At 67.5% G+C, this 21,178-nt stretch carries 21 protein-coding genes; 15 read left to right on the plus strand and 6 right to left on the minus strand.

Translation table 11 applies throughout. The annotated features are described in order from the left end of the window. Positions 1-183: 183 nt before the first annotated feature. Positions 184-1,365 (minus strand): acetyl-CoA C-acetyltransferase, encoded by a 1,182-nt coding sequence (locus FPV16_RS05160; protein WP_227436673.1) that lies wholly within the window; start codon positions 1,363-1,365, stop codon positions 184-186. A 326-nt stretch (positions 1,366-1,691) separates the two neighbouring features. Between FPV16_RS05160 and phaR the strand changes: the two genes are divergently transcribed. Then, on the plus strand, positions 1,692-2,306 hold the full coding sequence (gene phaR, locus FPV16_RS05165; RefSeq protein WP_227436675.1) for a polyhydroxyalkanoate synthesis repressor PhaR: 615 nt from the start codon (positions 1,692-1,694) through the stop codon (positions 2,304-2,306). A 114-nt stretch (positions 2,307-2,420) separates the two neighbouring features. Next, positions 2,421-2,696, plus strand: a complete 276-nt coding sequence (locus FPV16_RS05170) for a hypothetical protein (RefSeq protein WP_227436678.1) — start codon at positions 2,421-2,423, stop codon at positions 2,694-2,696. Positions 2,697-2,791: 95 nt separating this feature from the next. On the opposite strand, the gene rpmF is transcribed toward FPV16_RS05170, so the two are convergent. Further along, positions 2,792-2,980, minus strand: coding sequence for a 50S ribosomal protein L32 (rpmF, locus tag FPV16_RS05175; protein ID WP_018046018.1), 189 nt, complete (start codon positions 2,978-2,980; stop codon positions 2,792-2,794). Between the two features lie 325 nt (positions 2,981-3,305). Between rpmF and FPV16_RS05180 the strand changes: the two genes are divergently transcribed. The 13 genes from FPV16_RS05180 to FPV16_RS05240 all read left to right on the plus strand — a co-directional run bounded on the left by FPV16_RS05180 (position 3,306) and on the right by FPV16_RS05240 (position 17,143). Next, complete coding sequence (locus FPV16_RS05180; protein WP_227436755.1) at positions 3,306-3,686, plus strand: ComEA family DNA-binding protein; 381 nt, start codon at positions 3,306-3,308, stop codon at positions 3,684-3,686. Positions 3,687-3,794: 108 nt separating this feature from the next. Further along, complete coding sequence (locus FPV16_RS05185; protein WP_227436680.1) at positions 3,795-4,421, plus strand: ribonuclease D; 627 nt, start codon at positions 3,795-3,797, stop codon at positions 4,419-4,421. Positions 4,422-4,706: 285 nt separating this feature from the next. Beyond that, complete coding sequence (gene lptC, locus FPV16_RS05190; RefSeq protein ID WP_227436682.1) at positions 4,707-5,483, plus strand: LPS export ABC transporter periplasmic protein LptC; 777 nt, start codon at positions 4,707-4,709, stop codon at positions 5,481-5,483. Then, positions 5,480-6,220 (plus strand): LptA/OstA family protein, encoded by a 741-nt coding sequence (locus FPV16_RS05195; RefSeq protein ID WP_227436684.1) that lies wholly within the window; start codon positions 5,480-5,482, stop codon positions 6,218-6,220. The genes lptC and FPV16_RS05195 overlap by 4 nt, the downstream gene beginning before the upstream one ends. Positions 6,221-6,312: 92 nt before the next feature. Then, positions 6,313-7,110, plus strand: coding sequence for an LPS export ABC transporter ATP-binding protein (gene lptB / locus FPV16_RS05200; RefSeq protein ID WP_413629192.1), 798 nt, complete (start codon positions 6,313-6,315; stop codon positions 7,108-7,110). 444 nt (positions 7,111-7,554) lie between these two features. Then, the gene (gene rpoN / locus FPV16_RS05205; RefSeq protein ID WP_227436687.1) at positions 7,555-9,102 is read left to right on the plus strand and encodes an RNA polymerase factor sigma-54; all 1,548 of its coding nucleotides are present in this window, start codon (positions 7,555-7,557) and stop codon (positions 9,100-9,102) included. A 157-nt stretch (positions 9,103-9,259) separates the two neighbouring features. Then, on the plus strand, positions 9,260-9,871 hold the full coding sequence (gene hpf, locus FPV16_RS05210; RefSeq protein ID WP_026176326.1) for a ribosome hibernation-promoting factor, HPF/YfiA family: 612 nt from the start codon (positions 9,260-9,262) through the stop codon (positions 9,869-9,871). A 123-nt stretch (positions 9,872-9,994) separates the two neighbouring features. Further along, positions 9,995-10,462 carry a PTS IIA-like nitrogen regulatory protein PtsN gene (gene ptsN, locus FPV16_RS05215; protein WP_227436689.1) on the plus strand — a complete coding sequence of 156 codons (468 nt, stop codon included), beginning with the start codon at positions 9,995-9,997 and terminating at the stop codon, positions 10,460-10,462. After that, on the plus strand, positions 10,459-10,800 hold the full coding sequence (locus FPV16_RS05220) for a hypothetical protein (RefSeq protein ID WP_413629188.1): 342 nt from the start codon (positions 10,459-10,461) through the stop codon (positions 10,798-10,800). The genes ptsN and FPV16_RS05220 overlap by 4 nt, the downstream gene beginning before the upstream one ends. Before the next feature lie 136 nt (positions 10,801-10,936). Beyond that, the gene (locus FPV16_RS05225; protein WP_227436691.1) at positions 10,937-12,349 is read left to right on the plus strand and encodes a Wadjet anti-phage system protein JetA family protein; all 1,413 of its coding nucleotides are present in this window, start codon (positions 10,937-10,939) and stop codon (positions 12,347-12,349) included. Positions 12,350-12,519: 170 nt separating this feature from the next. Then, positions 12,520-12,786, plus strand: coding sequence for a hypothetical protein (locus FPV16_RS05230; protein ID WP_018046029.1), 267 nt, complete (start codon positions 12,520-12,522; stop codon positions 12,784-12,786). Positions 12,787-12,877: 91 nt separating this feature from the next. Then, positions 12,878-13,513: a DUF4194 domain-containing protein gene (locus FPV16_RS05235; protein WP_227436693.1), complete on the plus strand. Its 636-nt coding sequence runs from the start codon at positions 12,878-12,880 to the stop codon at positions 13,511-13,513. 174 nt (positions 13,514-13,687) lie between these two features. Beyond that, a complete protein-coding gene (locus FPV16_RS05240; protein ID WP_227436694.1) occupies positions 13,688-17,143 on the plus strand; it encodes an SbcC/MukB-like Walker B domain-containing protein in 3,456 nt (1,151 codons plus the stop codon). A gap of 47 nt (positions 17,144-17,190) precedes the next feature. On the opposite strand, the gene FPV16_RS05245 is transcribed toward FPV16_RS05240, so the two are convergent. The 4 genes from FPV16_RS05245 to FPV16_RS05260 all read right to left on the minus strand — a co-directional run bounded on the left by FPV16_RS05245 (position 17,191) and on the right by FPV16_RS05260 (position 21,177). After that, positions 17,191-18,129 carry an ABC transporter ATP-binding protein gene (locus tag FPV16_RS05245; protein WP_227436696.1) on the minus strand — a complete coding sequence of 313 codons (939 nt, stop codon included), beginning with the start codon at positions 18,127-18,129 and terminating at the stop codon, positions 17,191-17,193. Positions 18,130-18,154: 25 nt separating this feature from the next. Beyond that, positions 18,155-18,418: a hypothetical protein gene (locus tag FPV16_RS05250; protein ID WP_243977058.1), complete on the minus strand. Its 264-nt coding sequence runs from the start codon at positions 18,416-18,418 to the stop codon at positions 18,155-18,157. Positions 18,419-18,631: 213 nt separating this feature from the next. Continuing rightward, on the minus strand, positions 18,632-20,323 hold the full coding sequence (locus tag FPV16_RS05255; RefSeq protein WP_227436701.1) for a SpoIIE family protein phosphatase: 1,692 nt from the start codon (positions 20,321-20,323) through the stop codon (positions 18,632-18,634). Beyond that, entirely contained in the window at positions 20,320-21,177 is an 858-nt protein-coding gene (locus tag FPV16_RS05260; protein WP_227436703.1) for a GGDEF domain-containing protein, read from the minus strand. The genes FPV16_RS05255 and FPV16_RS05260 overlap by 4 nt, the downstream gene beginning before the upstream one ends. Position 21,178: the final 1 nt, after the last annotated feature.

Here is a 21,178-nt window from a genome sequence, read left to right on the forward strand (position 1 = left end):
TGCAATTTCTTGCAGATTTTCGGCGCGGGCGGGCTTAGCCCAATCGGCTCCGCCCGCCCATGCCATTTAAATTTGCTGCGTTCTCAAGAATTCTCCAAGACAATGTCCCCAATGTTTGCGGGCATCCTCGCGGATCTGTCACGAACGCAGAGATTATACTGTATTCAATCGAGCTCGGTCGGGTCAGACGCGCTCGATGCACATGGCGACGCCCATGCCACCGCCGATGCAGAGGGTGGCGAGGCCCTTCTTGGCGTCGCGACGCTTGAGCTCGTGCAGCAGGGTGACGAGGACGCGGGCACCGGACGCGCCGATCGGGTGGCCGATGGCGATGGCGCCGCCATTGACGTTCACCTTGTCGGTGTCCCAGCCCATGTCCTTGTTCACGGCCAGCGCCTGGGCGGCGAAGGCCTCATTGGCCTCGATCAGGTCGAGGTCGGACGGCTTCCAGCCGGCCTTGTCGAGGGCCTTGCGCGAGGCCGGGATCGGGCCGGTGCCCATGACCTTGGGGTCGACGCCGGCGGTGGCCCAGGACACGATCCGGGCGAGCGGGGTGATGCCGCGACGCTCGGCCTCGGAGGCCGACATCAGCACGATGGCCGCCGCGCCGTCGTTGAGGCCGGATGCGTTGGCGGCCGTCACCGTGCCGTCCTTCGAAAAGGCGGGCTTGAGCTTGGCCATGGCCTCGATGGTGGCGCCGTCACGGATGTACTCGTCGGTGTCGACGATGGTGTCACCCTTGCGGCCCGGGACGGTCACGGCGACGATCTCGTCCTTGAAGCGGCCTTCCTTGCGGGCGGCCTCGGCCTTATTCTGCGACTTCGTCGCGAACTCGTCCTGCTGCTCGCGGGTCAGCTGGAACGCCTGGGCCACGTTCTCGGCGGTGTTGCCCATGTGGTAGCCGTTGAAGGCGTCCCACAGGCCGTCCTTGATCATGGTGTCGACGAGCTTCACGTCGCCCATCTTCTGGCCGCCGCGCAGGTACTGCGCATGGGGGGAGAGCGACATCGATTCCTGGCCGCCGGCCACGATGACCGTGGCGTCGCCGTTGGCGATCTGCTGCATGCCGAGGGCGACCGTGCGCAGGCCCGAGCCGCAGACCTGGTTGACGCCCCAGGCCGTGGCCTTCTCCGGGATGCCGGCCTTGATGGCGGCTTGGCGGGCCGGGTTCTGGCCGGCGCCGGCGGTGAGGACCTGGCCGAAGATCACCTCGTCCACGTCGTCGGGGGACACGCCGGCGCGCTCCAGGGCGGCCTTGATCGCGACGGCGCCGAGCTCATGGGCCGGCACGGTGTTGAAGGCACCTCCGAACGATCCCACGGCGGTGCGCGCCGCTCCGACGATGACGATGTCTTCCGCTGCCATTGACGTTCTCCTCTGGGTAGCCCGCGCGACGTTGAAGCCCTCCGATGGGCATGCGCACTTAAGGCCAACTGAAGCGATGAAAGCGCTGGGCAGAGTGAAGTCAAGCGCGTGCGGAAGGTCGGCGAGTGACCGGCCGGCGTTTGTCACCGGAGGCGCCGCACGGCGTGTGGCACTATTCTGCGGGGATCGGGGTCAGATTGCTGTTTTCGTCAGCGGGCGAAAGCCTTAAGGTCCGCTCACGCGCGGATACGAATGATACCCGGACGGCGCATCGGGCCTCGAAGGGATTGGGCGCTGGAATGAACGTGTCGGGAAAGGCCACGAGGATGGCGGATAACGGTAAGTCTCAGCAGACCGTCATCAAGAAGTATGCGAACCGGCGACTGTACCATACCGGAACCTCGACCTACGTCACGCTCGAGGACCTCTCGACGATGGTCCAGAACGGCGAGGATTTCCTCGTGTACGACGCCCGCTCGGGCGACGACATCACCCGCTCCGTGCTCACGCAGATCATCTTCGAGCAGGAGAACAAGGCCGGCGAGGACAATCTGCTGCCGGTGGCCTTCCTGCGCCAGCTTATCCGCTTCTACGGCGACAGCATGCGGACGATGGTGCCGAGCTTCCTAGAATTCTCCATGGCCAATTTCGCCCGCGACCAGGACGGCCTGCGCGAGAAGATGAATCAGAGCTTCGCCCCCAAGGTGTTTCAGAGCGCCATGGAGGAACAGGTGCGGGCCAATATGAGCTTCTTCGGCGATGCCATGAAGATGTTCACCACCTTCGGCACCGGGCCACTCTCCGGCATGAAGTCCTCCGCGTCCGCGCCGACGCCGTCCCAGCCCGCGACCGCGGTGGCCGCGCCCGACAGCGACCTCGACGAGTTGAAGCGGCAGATGGCGGAGATGCGCAACCGCCTCGAAGACCTCGCCAAGAAGTAGGCCGGCGGCCTCGGCGGCCGGTTCCCCGATTGCGTCCTGAGAGAGTGCTAACGAACTGTTAAAGTCGGCTCACCCATTGCGCTTTTCTGCCCATTGCAGGCGGAAAGGCAGCGTGTGGCACAAACTGGCACAGGAAAGTGTACCAAAACGGGACATTTCGTCCCCGAGGGGGACCGCGACACGGCGCGGACGCTCGTGGTCATCGACGGCGGTGAGGCGGTGGCCCGCAAGGCGAATGCTGCCTGTGGCAGGCCGAACGCCGAGTTCCTGACTCAGCTTCTCGTCAGTTGCGAGCCGACCATGCGCGCCTCCCGCGCCGAGCGCATGCGCTCGGCCACGGCGCGCTACGCCGAGACGACACAGATCGGGACGGGCAGACGCCGTGCCTGATTCGTCAGGGCGCAGAATGCAAAAAACCGCCCGGAGGCGGTTCTCGCAGACATCGTCTCGTCCCGGTCCCTGGCGGGACGAGACGATGCGACAGGTCAGGCTTCGGCCGACTTCACCTTGAGAACCTGACGACCGCGATACATGCCGGTCTTCAGATCGATGTGGTGGGGACGACGCAGCTCGCCCGAATCCTTGTCGGCGACATAGGTCGGGGCCTTGAGGGCGTCGGCGGACCGGCGCATGCCGCGCCGCGAGGGGGAGGTCTTTCGCTTCGGAACGGCCATGGGGTAGTCCTGCTACGACAAAAAGGGTGCACGGGCGCCGCCCCGCGAGGGAAGAGGCCGCCTCGGCACCGTGTTCAAACGGAGATTCGATGGCGGCTGTATAGCGGCACATCGACCGTCTGGCTAGAGCCGCCCGGGGCCGGACTTCCAAAAAGGACGGATCGATCCGCGAAGGGGGGGCGGCCGCGGTTCGCGGCGGGGCTCGCGAGGCCGTGAAGCCTCGTTAAGCGCCGGTTCAACCGTCGTGTCCTACCTGCGAATACGGAGACGCCTCAACGAAGATTGCGCCGCCGCATCTCGGGAGATTGCCATGACTTCATCTCGCATGACCACATCTCTGCTCCGCACCCTGGCCGTGCTGAGCTGCCTCGCGGCGGCTCCTGTCCTCGCCCAGGCGCCGAGCCCCTCGACCTCCACTCCTCCCGCCGTCGCACCGAAGGCGCCCACGGTTCCGGCCGCCCCGGCCAAGCCGACGGCGGACAAGCCCGCCGCTCCCGTCGCGCCTGCGGCCAAGACCGATCTCATCGACCTGAACAGCGCCTCGGCTGCCGAACTCGAAGCTCTGCCCGGCATCGGTGCGGCGCGCTCGGCTGCGATCGTCAAGGGCCGCCCTTATCACAGCAAGGACCAGCTCGTGTCCAAGAAGATCCTCACCCAGGGCGTCTATGACGGGATCAAAGACAAAGTCATCGCGAAGCAGAAGTAGCTCTTCCGCTCTGGCAGCCCGGCGCCGGTCCGGTGCCGGGTTGTTCGCCGGGGGGCACGGTGTTACGCGGCCCGAGACCTTGGTTTCCCGCCAGAAGACATAAGCCCGATGCCTCCCCAGCCCATGATCCGCGTCCACCGCGGTGATCTCCCGGCCGATTACGTGCCGGGCGCCGCCATCGCCATCGACACCGAGACGCTGGGTCTCAATCCGCATCGGGACCGGCTCTGCGTCGTCCAGATCTCGCGCGGCGACGGCAGTGCCGACGTGGTGCAGATCCTGCCCGGTTCCGCCCCGCCCGAAATGCTCAAGCGCGTTCTGGCCGATCCGGCGGTGACGAAGATCTTCCACTTCGCCCGGTTCGACCTCGCCGTGCTGTTCAAGGCCCTCGGCGTGATGCCGGGGCCGGTCTACTGCACCAAGGTCGCCTCCAAGCTCGCCCGTACCTATACCGACCGGCATGGCCTCAAGGACGTGGTCCGCGAACTCGTGGGCGTCGACCTGTCGAAGCAGCAGCAATCCTCGGATTGGGGCGCCGAGTCCCTGAGCCAGGCGCAGGTGGAGTATGCAGCCTCCGACGTGCTGCATCTGCATGCGGCGCGCGCCCGCCTCGACGCGATGCTCGCCCGCGAAGGGCGGACCGATCTCGCGCAGCGCTGCTTTGACTTCCTGCCGACCCGCTCCCTCCTCGATCTTGAAGGCTGGGCCGAGACCGACATCTTCGCCCATACCTGATCGGGCACGGTCATCGAGGCCTCTATGCAGGTCGTTGCGACGGTGCGGCGGCGCACATAGACGGTGCCGCGGCGATCCCGCACGGTTGATGATTCCTCAATGCTCCGCTCATAAGGTTCCGGCACGGCCACAACTTCGCCATCGGCCGCGCGCATCCGGCGCTGAACCATGGGGGAAGCTGGCTCCCACGGCTCAACACACGATGGGCGAAACGTGGCATGTTGCGGGGCGCAACCTGCCGGTGTTCCATCGGATCGGTCAGGCGGAGCGGCTCGGATCAACACCATGCACGGGGTCGACGCCATCAACGCGACAGGGACGACGGGATCGGGCGCGGATGCGCGCCGTAACCGCGCCCATGCGCGGGCTCGCAACCACAGCACGCAGGTGCGCTACCTACGTCGTCTCATTCCCCTCTCGGCCGGAGCCGCGATCGCTGCCCTCGCCGTGGTGACGCTGTTCAACCCGTTCGGCAGTGTCCTGCCGGCCGTCACCATGGGGCCGGTCACCCTGTCGGGCACCAAGGTGAAGATGGAGAACCCGCGCCTTTCCGGTTTCCGGAAGGACAACCGGGGCTACGAGGTCATCGCCACGGCCGCCTTCCAGGATGTGCGCAAGCCGACGCTGATCGAACTCCAGGCCATGAAGGGCCATCTCGTCACTGACGATTCGGGTGGGCTCGCCCATATGGAGGCCGCCGCCGGCCTCTTCGATTCGGCACGCGAGACCCTGTCCCTCGAACGTGACATCAAGTTGTGGACCGACAAGGGCGAGGACATCCGCCTCCAGACCGCCGCCATCGATTTCAAGGCCGGGACGGTGAAGTCCGACCAGGTCGTCACCGTGACGCTTCCCACGGGCACGGTCGTGTCCGATGGCCTCGACATGGTCGATAACGGCCGCGTTATCTCCTTCATCGGCAACGTGCACGCGGTGTTCCACGGATCGGACAAGGCCGAGGAACGGACCGTCGAATCCAAATCCGAGACCAAGCCCGACGTGAAATCGCCGCGCATCCTCACCTCCGCCGCCGAGCCGCGGGACGGGGAGGCGCGCCGGTGATTCGCTCCACGCTGGTCTCCGCCCTCGCCCTCTGCTGCCTCCTCGCAGCGGGGAGCGCAATGGCGCAGATCCCCGCCGGCATCGCTCCGGCGGCCGCCGCGAAGGCGAACAAGCCGACCGCTCCGGGAAGCACCTTCGGCGCCAGCGGCGGCAAGGAACCCGTGAAGATCGACGCGGACCGGCTCGACGTGTTTGACCGCGAGAACAAGGCGATTTTCGCCGGTAACGTCGTGGCCGTGCAGGGCGACAGCACCATCCGCTGCTCGACGATGACGGTGCATTACAAGCGCGGCAAGGACGCCAAGCCCGGCGCCCCCCCGCCCGCTGCCGATGCCGCCAAGTCACCCGCAGGAATGGCGGAAAACGGCATCCAGAAGGTGGAATGCGCCGGCCCCGTCACCGTGGTTCAGAACGACCAGGTCGCCACCGGCGACAATGCCGTGTTTGACCAAGAGGCCAAGCGCATCGTGCTCACCGGCAATGTCGTACTGAGCCAATGCCAGAACGTCACCCGGGGCAGTCGCCTCGTCTACGACATGAATACCGGCCGGGCGAACATGGACCCGGTCGCCGGCGGCCGCGTCTCGGCGATGTTCATGCCGCAGAAGGAGGAGGCCGCCAAGGGCGGGGCCAAGGGGTGTGCCCAACCGGCGAGCGCTGCGGGCAAGCCCGCGCCAAAACCTTCCGAGGCCGGCGCGGACAAGCCCGCTACGAAGCCGAGAGCGCAGGCCAATTGACCTCCGCCCTGCAAGTGGCCCCCGCGCCAGACCCGATCAGCGCGCGGATCGCCGGTGCCGCTCCTGATGGAGCCGTACGCGCGCCCTCTCTCCTGTCGCGCCTCTTTCGTCGCGGCAAGGGGCGGGCGGCAGGTGGCGAGGTGGGCCTGTCCGGGACTGGCGGCGGTCCGGGCATCCTCCACGTGGAGGGCCTGCGCAAGAGCTACGGCGCGCGCACCGTGGTGCACGAGGCCGGATTGACCGTGCGCAACGGCGAGGCGGTGGGGCTGCTGGGCCCCAACGGTGCGGGCAAGACCACGATCTTCTACATGATCACCGGCCTCGTCTCGGCGGATCGCGGCTCGATCAGCCTCGACGGGCTGCCGATCACCCACCTGCCGATGTATCAGCGCGCGCGCCTCGGCATCGGCTACTTGCCGCAGGAAGCCTCGATCTTCCGCGGCCTGTCGGTGGAGGACAACATCCGCGCCGTGCTCGAAGTGGTGGAGCCCAGCCGCAAGGAACGCGATCGCAAGCTCGATTCGTTGCTTGAAGAATTCGACATCGCGCGCCTGCGCAAGGCGCCCTCGATCGCACTGTCGGGCGGTGAGCGCCGGCGCTGCGAGATCGCCCGCGCCCTGGCGACCTCGCCGAGCTTCATGCTGCTCGACGAGCCCTTCGCGGGCATCGACCCCATCGCGGTGGGCGACATCCAGGATCTGGTGAAACACCTGAAGCAGCGCGGCATCGGCGTGCTCATCACCGATCACAACGTGCGCGAGACCCTGGGCCTCATCGACCGGGCCTACATTGCCCATTCCGGCCGCATCCTCACCGAGGGCACGCCGGAGGAGATCGTCGCCAACGAGGACGCGCGGCGGCTCTATCTCGGCGAGGGGTTCCGGCTCTAAGCCGCAGGCCCGATCCGAACCCGCGAATCACGTTCAGGCCCGCGCTGCCCGCACCGTCGCGACCGTGGAGGATCGTCCGGTCATGGCCGGATCTCCCATCGTCTGCCTAAATTCTCGCCGCGCCTGATGACGACCAAAAAATGCATGCGTTTTGTGCATGCTTTCGGGTTGGCCTGCCGCTCGCATCTAAAACGGGAGAATTTGATTTCTCTTTGGTGCGAGGCAGTTGCGTGCCTATCAATCCCTTTCGGCCACCCTGGGGGACGGCCGGACTGATGTTGCGTTGCAACAAGGGAGTGGAAATCGGAAGCATCGCACTTTGACGGCGGCGCAAGATGGCGATAGACCTATGCGAAGATAAAAAGAAGCAACATTCATGCCGAGCGGCGTCGGGTTCTGTTCGCGCCTTCGGCTGGGCTCACCTGAAGGCGTCGGGGCAACACCATGAGCTTGCTGCAGCGACTGGAAATGCGTCAGGGCCAAGCCCTGGTGATGACGCCACAGCTTCTCCAGGCGATCAAGCTTCTTCAGCTCTCCCAGATCGATCTCGCCACCTATGTGGATGCCGAATTGGAGCGCAATCCGCTCCTGGAACGCGTCGAGGGCGAGCCGGATGGTGACCGCGCGAACCCGGAGGCGGCCCCGGAGGCCTCGGGCGACGGGGATAGCGAGTTCGACTCGGCCGAGCCCGACAATTGGATGTCGACCGAACTCACGGCCAGCAGCGCCGAGATGGAAAGCGTCCTCGACACCCGCCTCGACAACGTCTTTGCCGACGAGAATCCGAGCCATGCCCGCGAGGCGGCCTCGGGCGACATGCTCACCCTGACCCCGGCGCCCTACGGCAATACCGGTGGCAGCTTCGACGGCGAGGCGCCGGATTTCGAGGCCACCCTGACCTCGGAAGTCTCCCTGCGCGAGCATCTCAGCGCGCAACTCGACCTCGCCACCCGCGATCCCGGTGACCGGCTGATCGCCGGCTTCCTCATCGATGCGGTGGACGATGCCGGCTACATGCGCGAATCCATCGACGAGGTAGCCGAGCGCCTCGGCGCCAGCCTCGATTCCGTGGCGCGGGTGCTCAAGCTGATCCAGACCTTCGATCCGCCGGGCATCGCCGCCCGCGATCTCGCCGAATGTCTGAGCCTGCAGCTGCGTGAGCGCGACCGGTTCGATCCGGCGATGCAGTCCCTGGTCTCCCGTCTCGACCTCGTGGCCAAGCGCGACTTCCCGAGTCTGCGCCGGCTCTGCGGCGTCGACGACGAGGATCTCGTCGACATGCTGGCCGAACTTCGCCGCCTCGACCCGAAGCCCGGCCGGGCCTTCGGCTCGCGCGCCGTGGAGGTGCTGATCCCCGACGTGTTCGTGCGGGCGGCCTCCGACGGATCGTGGCTGGTGGAGCTCAACGCCGAGGCGCTGCCGCGCGTGCTGGTGAACCAGAGCTACTATGCGCGCGTCTCGCGCGGAGCGGCGGCAGAGGGCGACAAGGCGTTCCTGTCCGAGTGCCTGCAGACCGCCAATTGGCTCACCCGCAGCCTGGAGCAGCGGGCGCGCACCATCCTCAAGGTCGCCTCCGAGATCGTCCGCCAGCAGGACGCCTTTTTCGTGAACGGCGTGGCGCACCTGCGCCCCCTCAACCTCAAGACGGTCGCCGAGGCTATCGGGATGCACGAATCCACCGTGTCGCGGGTCACCTCCAACAAATCCATCGGCACCAGCCGAGGCACCCTGGAGATGAAGTATTTCTTCACCGCCGCCATTCCGGGGGCGGCGGGCACGGCCTCGCATTCCTCCGAGGCCGTACGCCACCGCATCAAGCAGCTTGTGGACGGCGAGGCGACCGGCGACGTGCTCTCGGACGACGCCCTGGTGCAGAAGCTCCGCGACGAGGGCATCGACATCGCCCGCCGCACCGTGGCGAAATACCGGGAATCCCTGCGCATCCCCTCATCAATCGAGCGCCGCCGCGAGCATTTCGCCTACGCCCGCTGAGGGCGGGTGTGTTCTGCGGATGAGGTGTGCCCATAGCCGGACGCTTCAGGCCCTCCCGCCTGTCACCTCTCGTGCCAAGCCGGCTCGCCATTCCGTTGACTTCTCTTCCCAGGGCTCCTTTACTTGTCTGCCGAACGCAACAAGAACCGGAGGATACATGGGGTCATTGCGCGTCACAGGCCACGGCCTGGACCTCGGCGAAGCCCTTCGCGGGCGTGTCGAAGAGCGAATGGCCGCCACCTTGTCGAAATATCTCGACAGCCACATGAACGGCACCTGCTCCGGCCATGTGACGCTTCGACGGGATGGGACGGCCTACCGTACCGATTGCGTGCTTCACCTCGTCTCGGGCCTCACGCTCGAAGCGTCCGCCGCCTCACACGACGCGCATTCGAGCTTCGAGCAGACGGCGGACAAGCTCGAGAAGCGCCTGAGGCGCTATAAGCATCGGCTCAAGGATCATGGCGCGGCCCTGCATGAGGGCGCCACCGTCCAGGCGGCCTACGCCGTCTTCGCTGCGCCGAGCGATGCGGAGGAGGACGTTATCGATGACGACCTCGCCGAGGACGAAGAGGCTCACCCGCCCGTGGTCGCCGAGAGCACCAGGGCGCTCAAGCGCCATTCGGTGAGCGAGGCTGTCACCGCTCTCGATCTCACGGGTGCCCCGGTGATCGTGTTCGTTCACGCTGGTACCGGCCGCATCAACGTCGTATACCGCCGTAGTGACGGAGCGATCGGTTGGGTGGACCCGCCGGAGGCGGCAGCTTAACGCGCTCTGCCGGCTGCGTGCCGACCATCGGCCGCCTCGGGATGCGTGGGAACCACGCATCCGCAGCGCTAGTGTAGACGAGCGGGGGCCTGTGGGTCGCCGCCGATGGGGCGATGGTCCTTCATGCCGATTCTGGAATTCCTCAGTCCGGATTCCGTGGTGACCTCTCTGCGCGCTCGCGCGAAGAAGCAGATCCTCCAGGAATTGAGCACCCATGCGGTGCGCCAGCTTCCCGCTCTCGACGAGCGTGAGGTGTTCGAGACTCTTATGCAGCGGGAGCGCCTCGGCTCCACGGGCATCGGCGACGGCGTCGCCATTCCCCATGGCAAGCTTCCGGGCCTCGACCGGCTGTTCGGCCTCGTCGCACGGCTGGAGAAGCCGGTGGATTTCGAATCCCTCGACGGTCAGCCAATCGACATCGCCTTTCTCCTCCTCGCCCCGGAAGGTGCTGGCGCGGAGCATCTCAAGGCTCTGGCGCAAGTGGCGCGGCTCCTGCGCGAGCCGGGGGTTCTTGACCGGATACGGGCCGCTAGAGATGCCAGTGCCCTCTATGCGCTGCTGACCCAGCCTACGAAATCCGAGGCGGCATGATCCCGATGGACGTGAAGGCGGAGCGGGCGCTGGTGGCGGCCGCGATGGCGGGACTTGTCCTGTCGCAGACGCCGGCGCTGGCCGACGTGACCTGCGCTCGCGACGTGCTCGTGGCCAACTCGATGCAGCGTCAGGCGATCGACCAGCTCGAGCAGGCGGATGGCGACGATTCCAACCGCTGCCGGGTCTGGCGCCGCCACGTGGAAACCATGCGCCGGGTTGCCAGCGTCTACGGCCGCTGCCTGTCGGGGGCCGAGCGCGCCGCCAAGCTCGCCGAGGTGCAGACATCCGAGAAGGATTTCTCCGGCATCATCCGGACGCGCTGCCGCGGGCTGTAGATCGTCTGCCCGAAAGGCCGGAACCGGTTTTCGGACGAGCCGATGCGGTAAGGGTAGGGTGCGGCCGGCACACAGGCTGTTACGGCCAGTCGATTGACTCCGGCCCCTGGCGCTGGCTGTCCTCACCCGCGCCGCCATGTTGTTCACCCGCCTCCCCGACGATCTGTTCAAGCCGTTGGCCTCGCCGAGCCGGGCCTTCAACGCGGCCCTGCTTCTGCATCTGCATGCCAGGGTGTTCGCCGAGACCACCGAACCCCTGCGCAAGAGTGAGCTGCTCGCCTCCATCGGTGATTTCTCCGTCGACTGGTCCCAGGGTGAGATCGCCGACGACGAGGCGACGCCGGTCGATCCGGTAGAGCGTCGCTCGGCGGTCTACCGGCGGCTTCTCGATGCCGGCTGGCTGGTGGAACGGCGCGAACGCTACGTGCCGGTGGTCGATTTCGATCCGGATGCCCGCCTCGTCATCGAAGAACTCGCCCGTCTCGACCGGGGTGAGACCCGCTCCTATGGCGGCGCGGTGCTGGAGGTGCTGGGCAGCCTGGAAAGCGCGGTGGCCAACCCGGCCGAACGCTCGGAGGCCCTGGTCAATGCGGCCAAGGCCTCGCGTGCCTTCCTCGGCCATCTGCGCAGCCTCGCCGGCTCCATGCGCAAGATCGAGGAGCGGATCCTGCGCGAGGAGGACCAGGGCGTCGCGTTCCGCCTCTATTTCGAGGAGTTCGTGGCGCGCCATCTTGTCAGCGACTACCGCACCCTGCACACCCGCCTGAACCCGTTCCGCTTCCGCTCCGGCATTGTCCGCGAGGCGGGCCGCGCCCTGCGCGACGATCTCACCCTCCGGGCCCTGGCCGAAGCGGGCCTGCGCGAGGGAAGGGCGCCCGACCTGTCCCTCGCCGAGCGGGCGGTGCGGGCGGATCTCGCCGAGATCCTGTCGATCTTCGAGGGGCTCGACCGGCATCTCGACGCCGTGGCCGACATCGTGGCACGCCTCGAGCGCCGGATCGCGGCGGCCCTGCGCTACACCGACCATCGCGATTCTGACCGGATCGAGCGTACCGCCGCAGCGTTGCGGGCGGTGGGCGCCGCCGAATGGTCGGAGACAGGTCCCTCCGCCGAGGTCTCGCTCCTACGTCCGCCCATCGGCGAGCCGCATCTCTACACCCCCCGCATGCGGCGCGCGGCGATCCTGTCCGAGCCGCTGCCGGAGATCCATCTCGACCCGGCCATCGAGGCCTTCATCCTGGCCAAGGACGCCTTCCGCCAGCGGGTGATGGTGACGCCGGAGCGCGTCATCGCCTTCGTCGAGCGCAAGCTCGGGGCGAGCCCCGCCATCCGGGGCTCCGAGATCGTGGTGGCGGATGTGGACGAATTCGTCGTGTTCCAGCGCCTGCGCGAGATCGACGTGCTGTTCGACGGCATCCTGACCACGCGCTACCGCCTCTCGCGGATCGCGGGCCGCGTCTCCAACGGCTGGCTCGACTGCCCGGATTTCCTGGTGGAGCGACGAAACTCGGCGGTCCACCCGGTATCGGTTCGTCAGCGCGGCGACTGAGCGGAGACGAGTCCCCCCATCGGGCTACGATGGGTGACGACACTGGAGTGCTGCCGGATCACATTGATGTTTCCGGACTTGGCAGATGTTGAAAGTAGGATCATGCTTCCTCAAGATCCGCCGAAGATGCGGGGCCTGCGGAAGCTGCAGGAATATCGGGAGATGCGCCGATGACGTCCGGGAAATGCTTGATCAAGTCCGCCTGGATCGCGGTCGAGGTGGGCAAGGAGCGATCCGAGCGCGTGCTCGTGGTCGAGACCTACATCGCCGTCAGTCCGCTGGAACGGAACTTCGATCCCTCCCGCTACGACCGGGTCGTGGCGGAGGTCCAGCGCGTGCTTGCCGAGAACCCGTCCATCGACCGCGCCTCGATCCTGAGCATGCATCGTGACACCCAGTGCCTGTCGCTGTTCAAGGCGACGCAGCAAGCCGCGTGAGCGCCAGGCCTTTGTGAAACGACTGCGATCCGGGTAACGAGGCGCCACGGCGGGACTCGCGTTCCGCCTTGACGCTTCATGGATTGACGGGATGATCGAGGCCTTCCGCGCCATTGTCGACGGCGACGAGCCTCCGCCTCCGGGGACGCGGGCACCGTCCGACGAGGATCTGACGCGGGCGCTCCAGGTGCTGCTCAAGAGCCAATGCGTTTATTCCGACACCCCCGGCATCGGGCGCTCCTATGAGATCGCCCGGCACTACGCGCCCTTCTTCAAGAGCTACTTTGCCTGCCTCGGATACGGGTTCGAAGTCTCGCCCCGCGACCAGATGGTGTTCCTGCGCGTGCCGCCGGACGGGGTGCGCCACGACGGCCAGGCCGAGCGCCTGCGCAAGGACGAGACCCTCGTCCTGCTCGCCCTGCGTCTCGCTTACGAGGAGGGGCTGCGCGCGCACCGCGTCACCACCGACGGCGTGGTGGAATGCACCACCGACGACATCGCCGAATCGATCCGCACCGCCGCCCGCAGCGAGGCGCCGGAGGAGGCGCGCCTCACCGAGATCCTCCGCCTCTTCGCCCGCAAGGGCGCCCTGCGCCTGGGCGAGCGCGACAAGGCCGAGAAGATCACGCCACTGATGCTGCTTCCCGGGATCGCTGTGCTCTCCCCCGATGCCTGGATGGAACAGGTCCGCGCCTGGGCCGCGGCGCGCCTCGACGACGACGGCTGAAAGCGGGTCGCCGGGGCCGGCGAACCGATGGTTAAGATTTCACATGAAAACATTCCGGTGCGGGGAGGCACCCTCCCTCCCATGCAGGAGGTGACGCTGCCCCCCGACTTGCATCACGGGCCGACGGCGTCCATGCCGGGCCACCGAAACGCCCCGCAGAGAGCCGCCCGACCGGTGTACCGCCTCACCGACATCGTCCTCTCCAACTGGTACCTGATCCGGCGTGAGCAGATCCGCATCCGGGGTGCGGCTGCCCTGGTGGGGCCGACGGGCGCCGGCAAGTCGACAATCTTCGATGCGGTGGGAACGGTGCTGGCCGGCAACAATGCCAGCCGGCTCGCCCTCAATGCCTCCGCCTCCGGGCGCAGCGCCCGCACCGTTCGTGATTACTGCCTCGGCTGGATCAGCGACCCGGCCGAGGGCGGCCGCCCGACCCGCGAGACCTGCGAGACCCTGATCGTCCTGGTCTTCGAGAACGAGACCACCGGCCGCGTCGTCTCGGTGGGCCTCGCCCTCGCTGCCCGCGCCGAAGACAGCCGCGAGACTACGTTGTCGCGCTTCATCGCGGTCGGCCACCGGTTCGAGATCGCCGATTACGTGCGCGAGACCGCTGAGGGCAGCTTCGTCGCGCCCTGGCCGGAAATCGCCAAGGATCTGCGCATCCAGGCCGATCGGTTCGAGGAATTCCGCTCGTCGGGAGAGCGCTTTACTGCCGAACTCTTGGCGCTCATGCGCGAGGGGGCGTCGAGCCCGGAGCCGCGGCATTTCCTGCGCACCTTCTCCAACGCCGTAGCGTTCAAGCCGATCTTCGATTCTTCCGCCTTCGTGCGCTCCTTCGTGCTCGAACCGGAGCCCCTGGACGTCGCCCGTATCCGCCAGTCGGTGGAGAATTGGCGCCGTCTCCTGGAGACGATCGAGGAGTTGGAGCGGCGGCTTTCCCATCTCGGGCGCATCCTCAAACGCTACGAAACCTGGGCAGAGGCTAGCCTCTCGGCTACCCTCGACGATCTGCGAGCCGCCGCCGCCGACCTGCGCCGCCGCATTCTCGACTATGCGACCGCCCGTTCCAGGCTCGGCGAGGTGGCCGAGCGCTTGCGCATCGCCCGCGAGAGCGTCGCCACCAGCCAGGGCTTCGTGCGCGAGATCGATGGGGAGATCGCAGGCAAGAAGGCGATGCTCGCCGGGAGCCAGGGGGAGGGGCGGCTCGCTGCCTCGAATGCCGGCCTCGCCATGCTGGCGCGCGACAAGCGCGACCTCTCAGCCCGCGTCTCCGACCTCGTGGGGATGGTGCAGGAGGCGGGCAAGCTCAACACCCTGTTTGCCGAGATCCAGCGGATCGACCCTGACGCCGCCCGGATCGTGGCCGCGTGCTCGCGCTCCGGCCTGCGCCGCGATGCGCCCCCTGAGGAATCCCTGCGCATGGACGGTCCCCTCGGCGGGTTGATCGATATGCTCGCGGCCCTGCCCGACATCGCCACCCCCCTCGACACCGCCGCCGAGGACATGGCCCTGCGCGCCCGCGCCCAGGAGAAGGAGGCGCAGGCCCTTTCGGCCGAGATTGGCACCGGACGGGCGGGCGGTGCGCGCCTCTCCTCCGACACGGCGGGCTTTCGCGATGAGCTCGCCCGGGTCGGGATCGAGGCTACGCCGATCTGCGAGCTTGCCGAGATCACCGATCCGAAATGGGGGGCGGCCTTGGAGGGCTTGCTCGGCGGAGCTCGTGAGGCCCTGGTGGTCGAACCGGACCGGCTGAACGACGCCTTTGCCCACCTCGAAGCCCGCAAGAGCCAGTTCTACCGCTGCTTGCTGGTCAAAACCACGGACACCGCCCGGCGCCGGGGAGGGCGCGACGACGAGGGGCCGATCTCGTTGATCGAGACCCGCGATCCCCATGCGCAGGCCTTCCTCGCCGCGCGCCTCGGCGGCTACGATCTCGCCCCCAACGACGCGGCGCTGGCCCATATGAGCCGCGCGGTGGCGCCGAGCGGCCGCTCGACCTCCGGCATGGCCTATTCCGTGGTGCGGCCAGTTCAATTGATGATGACGCGGGGCAGCCGCGGTCCCACGGCGGAGGGACGGCAGAACCTGGAGCGCGCGGTGGCCGAGGCGCGGCGCCTGCGTGGCGAGGCGGGCGTGCTGCGCGAGGCCGCCCGCATCGCCGCCATGCTGCGGGTCCGCCTCGCGGAGGCGAATCTCGACATCGTCTCCCTGCGCCAGGAGGCCGACGCCATGGAAGGGCGCCGGCGCAGCCTCACCACCGAGCGTGAGGCGGTGGAGAAGGCCGATACCGGCGCGCTGGAGGCCGAGATCAAGGAACTCGCGAAGGAGCGCTCGGCCTATCTCACCGAGCTGGTCCAGGTGCTGGAGCCCAAGCGCGACGCTCTGCTCGGCGAGGAGGCCGGGCTGAAGGCAAAGGTCGCTACCGCGCGGGAGGCGATACGCGGCGCGCTCCAGGCGAGGCGCAGCGCCCATGCGCGCTGGATCGCCGGCGATTCCGTCCGCATCCGTCTCGTCCGGCCCGAGGGGGTCGACCCGCTGGCGGTGGCAAACGCCCGGGCCGACGCGGCGGGCCTGGACTCCAAGGAACTAGCGGCTCTGGCCAATGCAGCGCGCGGCGCCGCCCGCGAGGCGATGGAGACGGCACGCACGCAAGGCCGTGCCGCCGAGCGTGATCTCGCCGAGTATTGCGTGCAATGGCGGATCGAGAACCCGCTCGGCAGCAGCGACGCCCCGGCCTCGTTCGGCTTTTCCTGGGTCGCTCGCGCCCATGACGAGGTGGCGGGCCACGAGTTGCGGCGCTATCGCGACCAGGCGGTGCGCGCGGAGAGCGAGATGCGCCGCCTCATGACCGAGGATCTGCTGACGCGCCTCGCCGACAAGTTCGAGCGGGTCCGCACCCGCCTCGAGGCCCTGAACGAGCGGCTCTCGACCCAGACCTTCACCGGCCAGACCTACGCGTTCGAGGCCACCGTCGATCGTCGCTACGCCGCCGTGCATGCGCTCGCCACCGAAGTGGCGCGCTCGGCCGACGCGGCACAGGCGATTCTGCCGGGGGAAGGCGAGGAAGCGCCTTCGGGTCCGCTCGCTGCCGCCATAGAGGAGATCACCGCCCTGATCGCCGGCGACGAGAGCGCGGCGCGGCTCGCCGATTACCGCAACTATTTCGTCTACGAGATCGGCATGCGCGACAAGGCGGGCAACCGCACCACCATGTCGAACCGGGCCCTTCGCGGCTCGGGCGGCGAGGCGCAGGCGCCGTTCTACGTGGCCATCGCCGCCTCGTTGGCCTCCGCCTACTACCCCGGCGACAGGCCTGGCGACGAGAACCCCGGCCTCGGCCTCTGTCTCCTCGACGAGGCCTTCTCCAAGCTCGACGTGCGCAACTCGCAGGCCCTGGTAGATCTCTATCAGGCCTGGGGGCTGCAACTCCTCATCGCGGCGCCCGAGGACAAGCGCACGACCCTCACCGAGGTGATGGACACCATCGTCACCGTCTACAAGAGCCCGGACCTGACCTCGGTGCGGATCGAGGCGGAGCACCCGCTGGAAACGGCCAAACGCGCGCTCGCGGCCATCAATCCGGAGCGGCAGGGAATCGAGACGTTCCGGATCTCCGACGCGGCGGAGTGAGGGGAAGGCCTCCCTCCTCGATGCGCCCGGCCGTGACGATAGTGCGCTCAGGTCCGCTGCGACGCGGCGTTCCGGATCGCGGCGAGAGTCAGAATGGCGGGGGCACCATTCCCCGTCACCGCAAGGTGATCGGCGCCGGTCGAGAGAAGCAGTGCCAGGGCGTCCTTCAACGATGTTTCGGCAGTGACGCTTGGCGCATTCTCGGCCTCGCCGGGAACCGCGACGGCCCCGGTCTCCGTCAGCGCCAGACGGCGCAGGGCGCGGTCCTCGCCGACGAAGCTCTCGACGAAGGCGTTGGCGGGGGCGACGAGGAGGCGGTCCGGCGTGTCAGCCTGGGCGATCCGCCCCTCGCGCATCAGCACGACGCGGTCGCCCATCCGCATCGCCTCGTCGATGTCGTGAGTGACGATGATGACGGTTTTCTTGAGCCGGCGAAGGATTCCACCTATTTCGCTCTGTAGCCGGCTACGGGCTATAGGATCCACGGCGCCGAAGGGCTCGTCCATGAGGAGAACGGCCGGGTCCGCCGCCAGGGCGCGGGCAACGCCGACGCGTTGCCGCTGACCACCGGAGAGTTTGTCGGGCCTGCGGTCGCGGTACTCGCGCGGATCGAGGCCGACGAGGGCGAGCATCTCGTCCACGCGGTCCGCGATCCGGGCGCGGGTCCACCCCAGTAAGTTGGGCACGGTGGCGACGTTCTCTGCAACAGTCCGATGCGGAAACAGGCCGATACCCTGCAGGACGTAACCGATACCCCGGCGCAGCCGCACCGGATCGACCCCCACGACGTCTCGTCCATCGAGGAGGATGCGTCCCGCATCCGGCTCTACCAGCCGGTTGACCATGCGCAGGGTGGTGGATTTACCGCAGCCGGAAGGGCCGATGAGGACGCAGGTCGTGCCTTCGGCAATGTCGAGATCGATTCCATCGACGGCCGGACGATCCGCCCCGGCAAAGCGGCGGGAGACGCCCTCGAACCGAATCATCGGCCGAGCCCTCCGGGCTTCGATCTCAGCAGCCGAGGCAGATTGAGCCCATCGTGGTCCGCATCTTCCGGTCCCAGGCCTTGTCGCGGGCGGCGGACACCTTTTGCGCCTTGAGCATGTCGCTTTCGGTGGAGGCCCGGTTGTAGGTGGATGTCGGCGGCTTCGTCACGCCCATGGCGGTGGTCATGCGCTTGGGTGCCGGTTGCTGCGCCGTGTTCGATGGCTGGGCCTGGACAGGCAGGGCGACAAGCAGGCCCAGACAGACGGACGCGGCAAGGAAGCGTGTCATGAACAATCTCGGCTCTTCGAATCTGTAGAGACGCAGCGGAGGCAAACGAAGATAACGCCCCGAATACCGGCCCTCTTCGTCCATCATGACGGAAAGGTTCAGGCGTCGCGACTCGATATTTCGAATGGTAGGCTCTTACAGTGCCGAATTGCCCGGCGATTTTGCGTGTGCCAGCGCACCGTGCGACGATCGTCCCGGCTCGGGGGCGGCGTGTCACACTCGTTGTGTCGGTCGGAATGCAACCAGGGTCATGTCGTCGCGACGTGTCTCGGCGCCGCGATAGGCCGCAAGCTCGGCTTCCAGTGTTTCGATCTGCAGGCCGAGTTCCTCCTTGCGGGTGCGTAGGAGGATATCCGCGACGCCGCGATGCCCGAGCAGCCTGCGCTGCGTACCCGGCATTCCCATCTGGTCGGTGATGCCGTCGGTCATCAGGTAGAAGGTGTCGCCCGGCGTCACATCCAGGGTGACGTTCCCAACGCTGAACCGCTCGCTCCCATGGCGCGGGTAGCCAAGCCCGCGCTTCGCCCCACGGATGCGGGTCACTCCCGTATCCGTGACGGAGGTGAGCGAGAGGCCGGCGCCGGCAAAGGTCAGGCGCCCCGCCTCCGGGTCCCAGATGCACAGGCCGCAATCGAGCCCGTCATCGGAATCCGAACCGCGCCCGTCCTGGCGCAGCTGGACACGGACCATCTCGTCGAGGGCCGCCAGGATCTCCGCCGGCGAGCGCAGGCCGCGCTCGTGCAGTACGCGGTCGAGGGCGGTGGCGACGATGAGCGTGATGAACGCGCCCGGTACGCCGTGGCCGGTGCAATCGGCCACCAAGATGAGGCTGACGTCTCCGAGGCGTTCCAGCCAGAAATAGTCGCCGCCGACCTGATGCAGTGGCTCCCACAGCACGGCGACGTCGAGACCCGCACTGGCCAGCGCCATCCGGTCGGGCAGGACGGAGGTCTGGATGCGACGGGCGTAACCGATGCTCTCCATCACCTGGCGGTTGGCCTCGGCGAGCTTGGCATGGGCCAGTTCCAGTTCAGCGAGGAGCTGCTTCGCCTCGTCGCCGGCGCGCAGGCCCTCCACCATGCGGTTGAAGGCCGAGGAGATCACGTCGATTTCGTTGCTGGCCCGTATGGCCCCGTCGAACGCCACCGTCGACCATCGCTTGTGCTCGACCTCGCGCATGGCAAGCAGCAGGCGCTTCAGGGGGGCGAGGACGTGCTTGCGCACATTGGCATGCAGGGTCAGCACGAAGGCGAGCATCAGCACCAAGCTCGCTCCAACTGCCAGGAGCGCCTGCTTCTCGGCATTGGCGCGCAGGGACTCGGTAGACAAGCCCAGCGTCAAACTTCCCACGGGCTTCGCTTGGCCCGCCAGGGTGATGGCGGCGGAGGCGCGGATGAGTTCGATGCTGCGTCGGACCGGCATCTCGCCGATGGACATCACCAGGCCACCCTCCGCGTTCCAGGCGCGGACGAAGCGGAACGCTGGATCGAGGGTCAGGGCCTGGACCTGCGTCGTGTAGACGTCCGGCCGCTCGCTCCAATCCGGCCGGGCGATGGCCTGGGCGGTGAGGGTGACGAGAAGGTGCGCCCGTTCGGTATAGAGCCTGAGACTGTCGTTGTAGTTCACCCAGGCGATACCGACCTGCGTGGCCAGAACCACGATGGCGATTACCGGATAGATCCGCAGGAACAGGGTGTGCGCCAGGCTGTCAAGGTCGCGCCCCCGCGCTGAGCCGCGCAGCGCGCCCGGTCGCATCGTGCCGGGTGAGGAGGACGAGGCGTCGGTAAAGCCGGCCAGTTCCAGGAAGTCGTCGCCGCTCAAGGGCCCGCCGCCCCTCAAGGAGCGCTTGCGGGCGGGAGAGCCGATGACGGGTAATGCCACCTCGGCCGCCGGATCGGGAGTCATGGCGGCGATGCGCCCCGGATCAAGCTGCGGAACGAGCGGACGCAGCCCCGTCCGGCATGTTTGGCAGCATAGAGCGAGGCATCCGCCCGGCCGAGCGTCTGTTCGAAGGTCTCGGTTCCCTCGATGGATGCGACGCCGATGCTGACGGAAAGCGACAGCGGTCCGCTGGGCCATTCCACGCCGGTCTCACCGATGAGTCGGCAGAGGTCCTCGGCGACCGCGAGCCCCGCATCGGGTTCGATCTCGGTGAGCAGAATCGCGAATTCCTCGCCGCCCATGCGGCCGATCACGTCCACCTTGCGCAGCCGCCGCCGACAGGTTTCCACGAAGCAGATGAGGGCCGCGTCCCCGGCGGCATGGCCGAATTCGTCGTTGAGGCGCTTGAACCGGTCGAGATCCGCCATGAGGAGGCAGGCGGGAACCCGGTCGCGTTCGTATCTCAGCCATTCACGCCGGCTGATCTCCATGAAGCGGCGGCGGTTCACCGCGCCGGTGAGGTCGTCGGTATCGGCCAGGCTCCTCAGCTTTGCTTCGAGGCGGGTCCGATGCTCGATCTCACCGGACAGGGCCTCGTTGAGAGCCTGGAGGTCGCGTTGTTGTTCGCCGAGGCGGCGATTCGCCCTCTGCAGGTCGAACTGCATCCGGTCGCTCAACCTCACGAGGCGCCGCTGCTCGTCATAGCTGCGGCGGTAGGCCTCGGCGAGTTGCTGGACGCCGCCCGCGACCTGCGCGAGGCCGGCCAGCATCTCATCGGTCCTCACCAGGACCGCTTCCTCGGTGTCGTAGAGACTGAATGCTTCGCTGACGGCGGCGGGATCGCCGATCTGCGGAACGACCTCCGGCTTGACCTTCATC

This window comes from Methylobacterium sp. W2, assembly GCF_020662345.1.
Classification (GTDB): domain Bacteria; phylum Pseudomonadota; class Alphaproteobacteria; order Rhizobiales; family Beijerinckiaceae; genus Methylobacterium.

Excerpts from the sequence above, each read along its gene's own strand:
- FPV16_RS05180 (WP_227436755.1), top strand. The coding sequence starts at position 3,306 with ATGACCACATCTCTGCTCCGCACCCTGGCCGTGCTGAGCTGCCTCGCG.
- FPV16_RS05220 (WP_413629188.1), top strand. The coding sequence starts at position 10,459 with ATGATCCCGATGGACGTGAAGGCGGAGCGGGCGCTGGTGGCGGCCGCG.
- FPV16_RS05160 (WP_227436673.1), bottom strand. The coding sequence starts at position 1,365 with ATGGCAGCGGAAGACATCGTCATCGTCGGAGCGGCGCGCACCGCCGTG.
- ptsN (WP_227436689.1), top strand. The coding sequence starts at position 9,995 with ATGCCGATTCTGGAATTCCTCAGTCCGGATTCCGTGGTGACCTCTCTG.
- FPV16_RS05235 (WP_227436693.1), top strand. The coding sequence starts at position 12,878 with ATGATCGAGGCCTTCCGCGCCATTGTCGACGGCGACGAGCCTCCGCCT.
- FPV16_RS05225 (WP_227436691.1), top strand. The coding sequence starts at position 10,937 with ATGTTGTTCACCCGCCTCCCCGACGATCTGTTCAAGCCGTTGGCCTCG.
- lptC (WP_227436682.1), top strand. The coding sequence starts at position 4,707 with ATGCACGGGGTCGACGCCATCAACGCGACAGGGACGACGGGATCGGGC.
- FPV16_RS05185 (WP_227436680.1), top strand. The coding sequence starts at position 3,795 with ATGCCTCCCCAGCCCATGATCCGCGTCCACCGCGGTGATCTCCCGGCC.
- FPV16_RS05245 (WP_227436696.1), bottom strand. The coding sequence starts at position 18,129 with ATGATTCGGTTCGAGGGCGTCTCCCGCCGCTTTGCCGGGGCGGATCGT.
- rpoN (WP_227436687.1), top strand. The coding sequence starts at position 7,555 with ATGAGCTTGCTGCAGCGACTGGAAATGCGTCAGGGCCAAGCCCTGGTG.
- rpmF (WP_018046018.1), bottom strand. The coding sequence starts at position 2,980 with ATGGCCGTTCCGAAGCGAAAGACCTCCCCCTCGCGGCGCGGCATGCGC.
- FPV16_RS05250 (WP_243977058.1), bottom strand. The coding sequence starts at position 18,418 with ATGACACGCTTCCTTGCCGCGTCCGTCTGTCTGGGCCTGCTTGTCGCC.
- FPV16_RS05230 (WP_018046029.1), top strand. The coding sequence starts at position 12,520 with ATGACGTCCGGGAAATGCTTGATCAAGTCCGCCTGGATCGCGGTCGAG.
- FPV16_RS05255 (WP_227436701.1), bottom strand. The coding sequence starts at position 20,323 with ATGACTCCCGATCCGGCGGCCGAGGTGGCATTACCCGTCATCGGCTCT.
- hpf (WP_026176326.1), top strand. The coding sequence starts at position 9,260 with ATGGGGTCATTGCGCGTCACAGGCCACGGCCTGGACCTCGGCGAAGCC.
- FPV16_RS05260 (WP_227436703.1), bottom strand. The coding sequence starts at position 21,177 with ATGAAGGTCAAGCCGGAGGTCGTTCCGCAGATCGGCGATCCCGCCGCC.
- phaR (WP_227436675.1), top strand. The coding sequence starts at position 1,692 with ATGGCGGATAACGGTAAGTCTCAGCAGACCGTCATCAAGAAGTATGCG.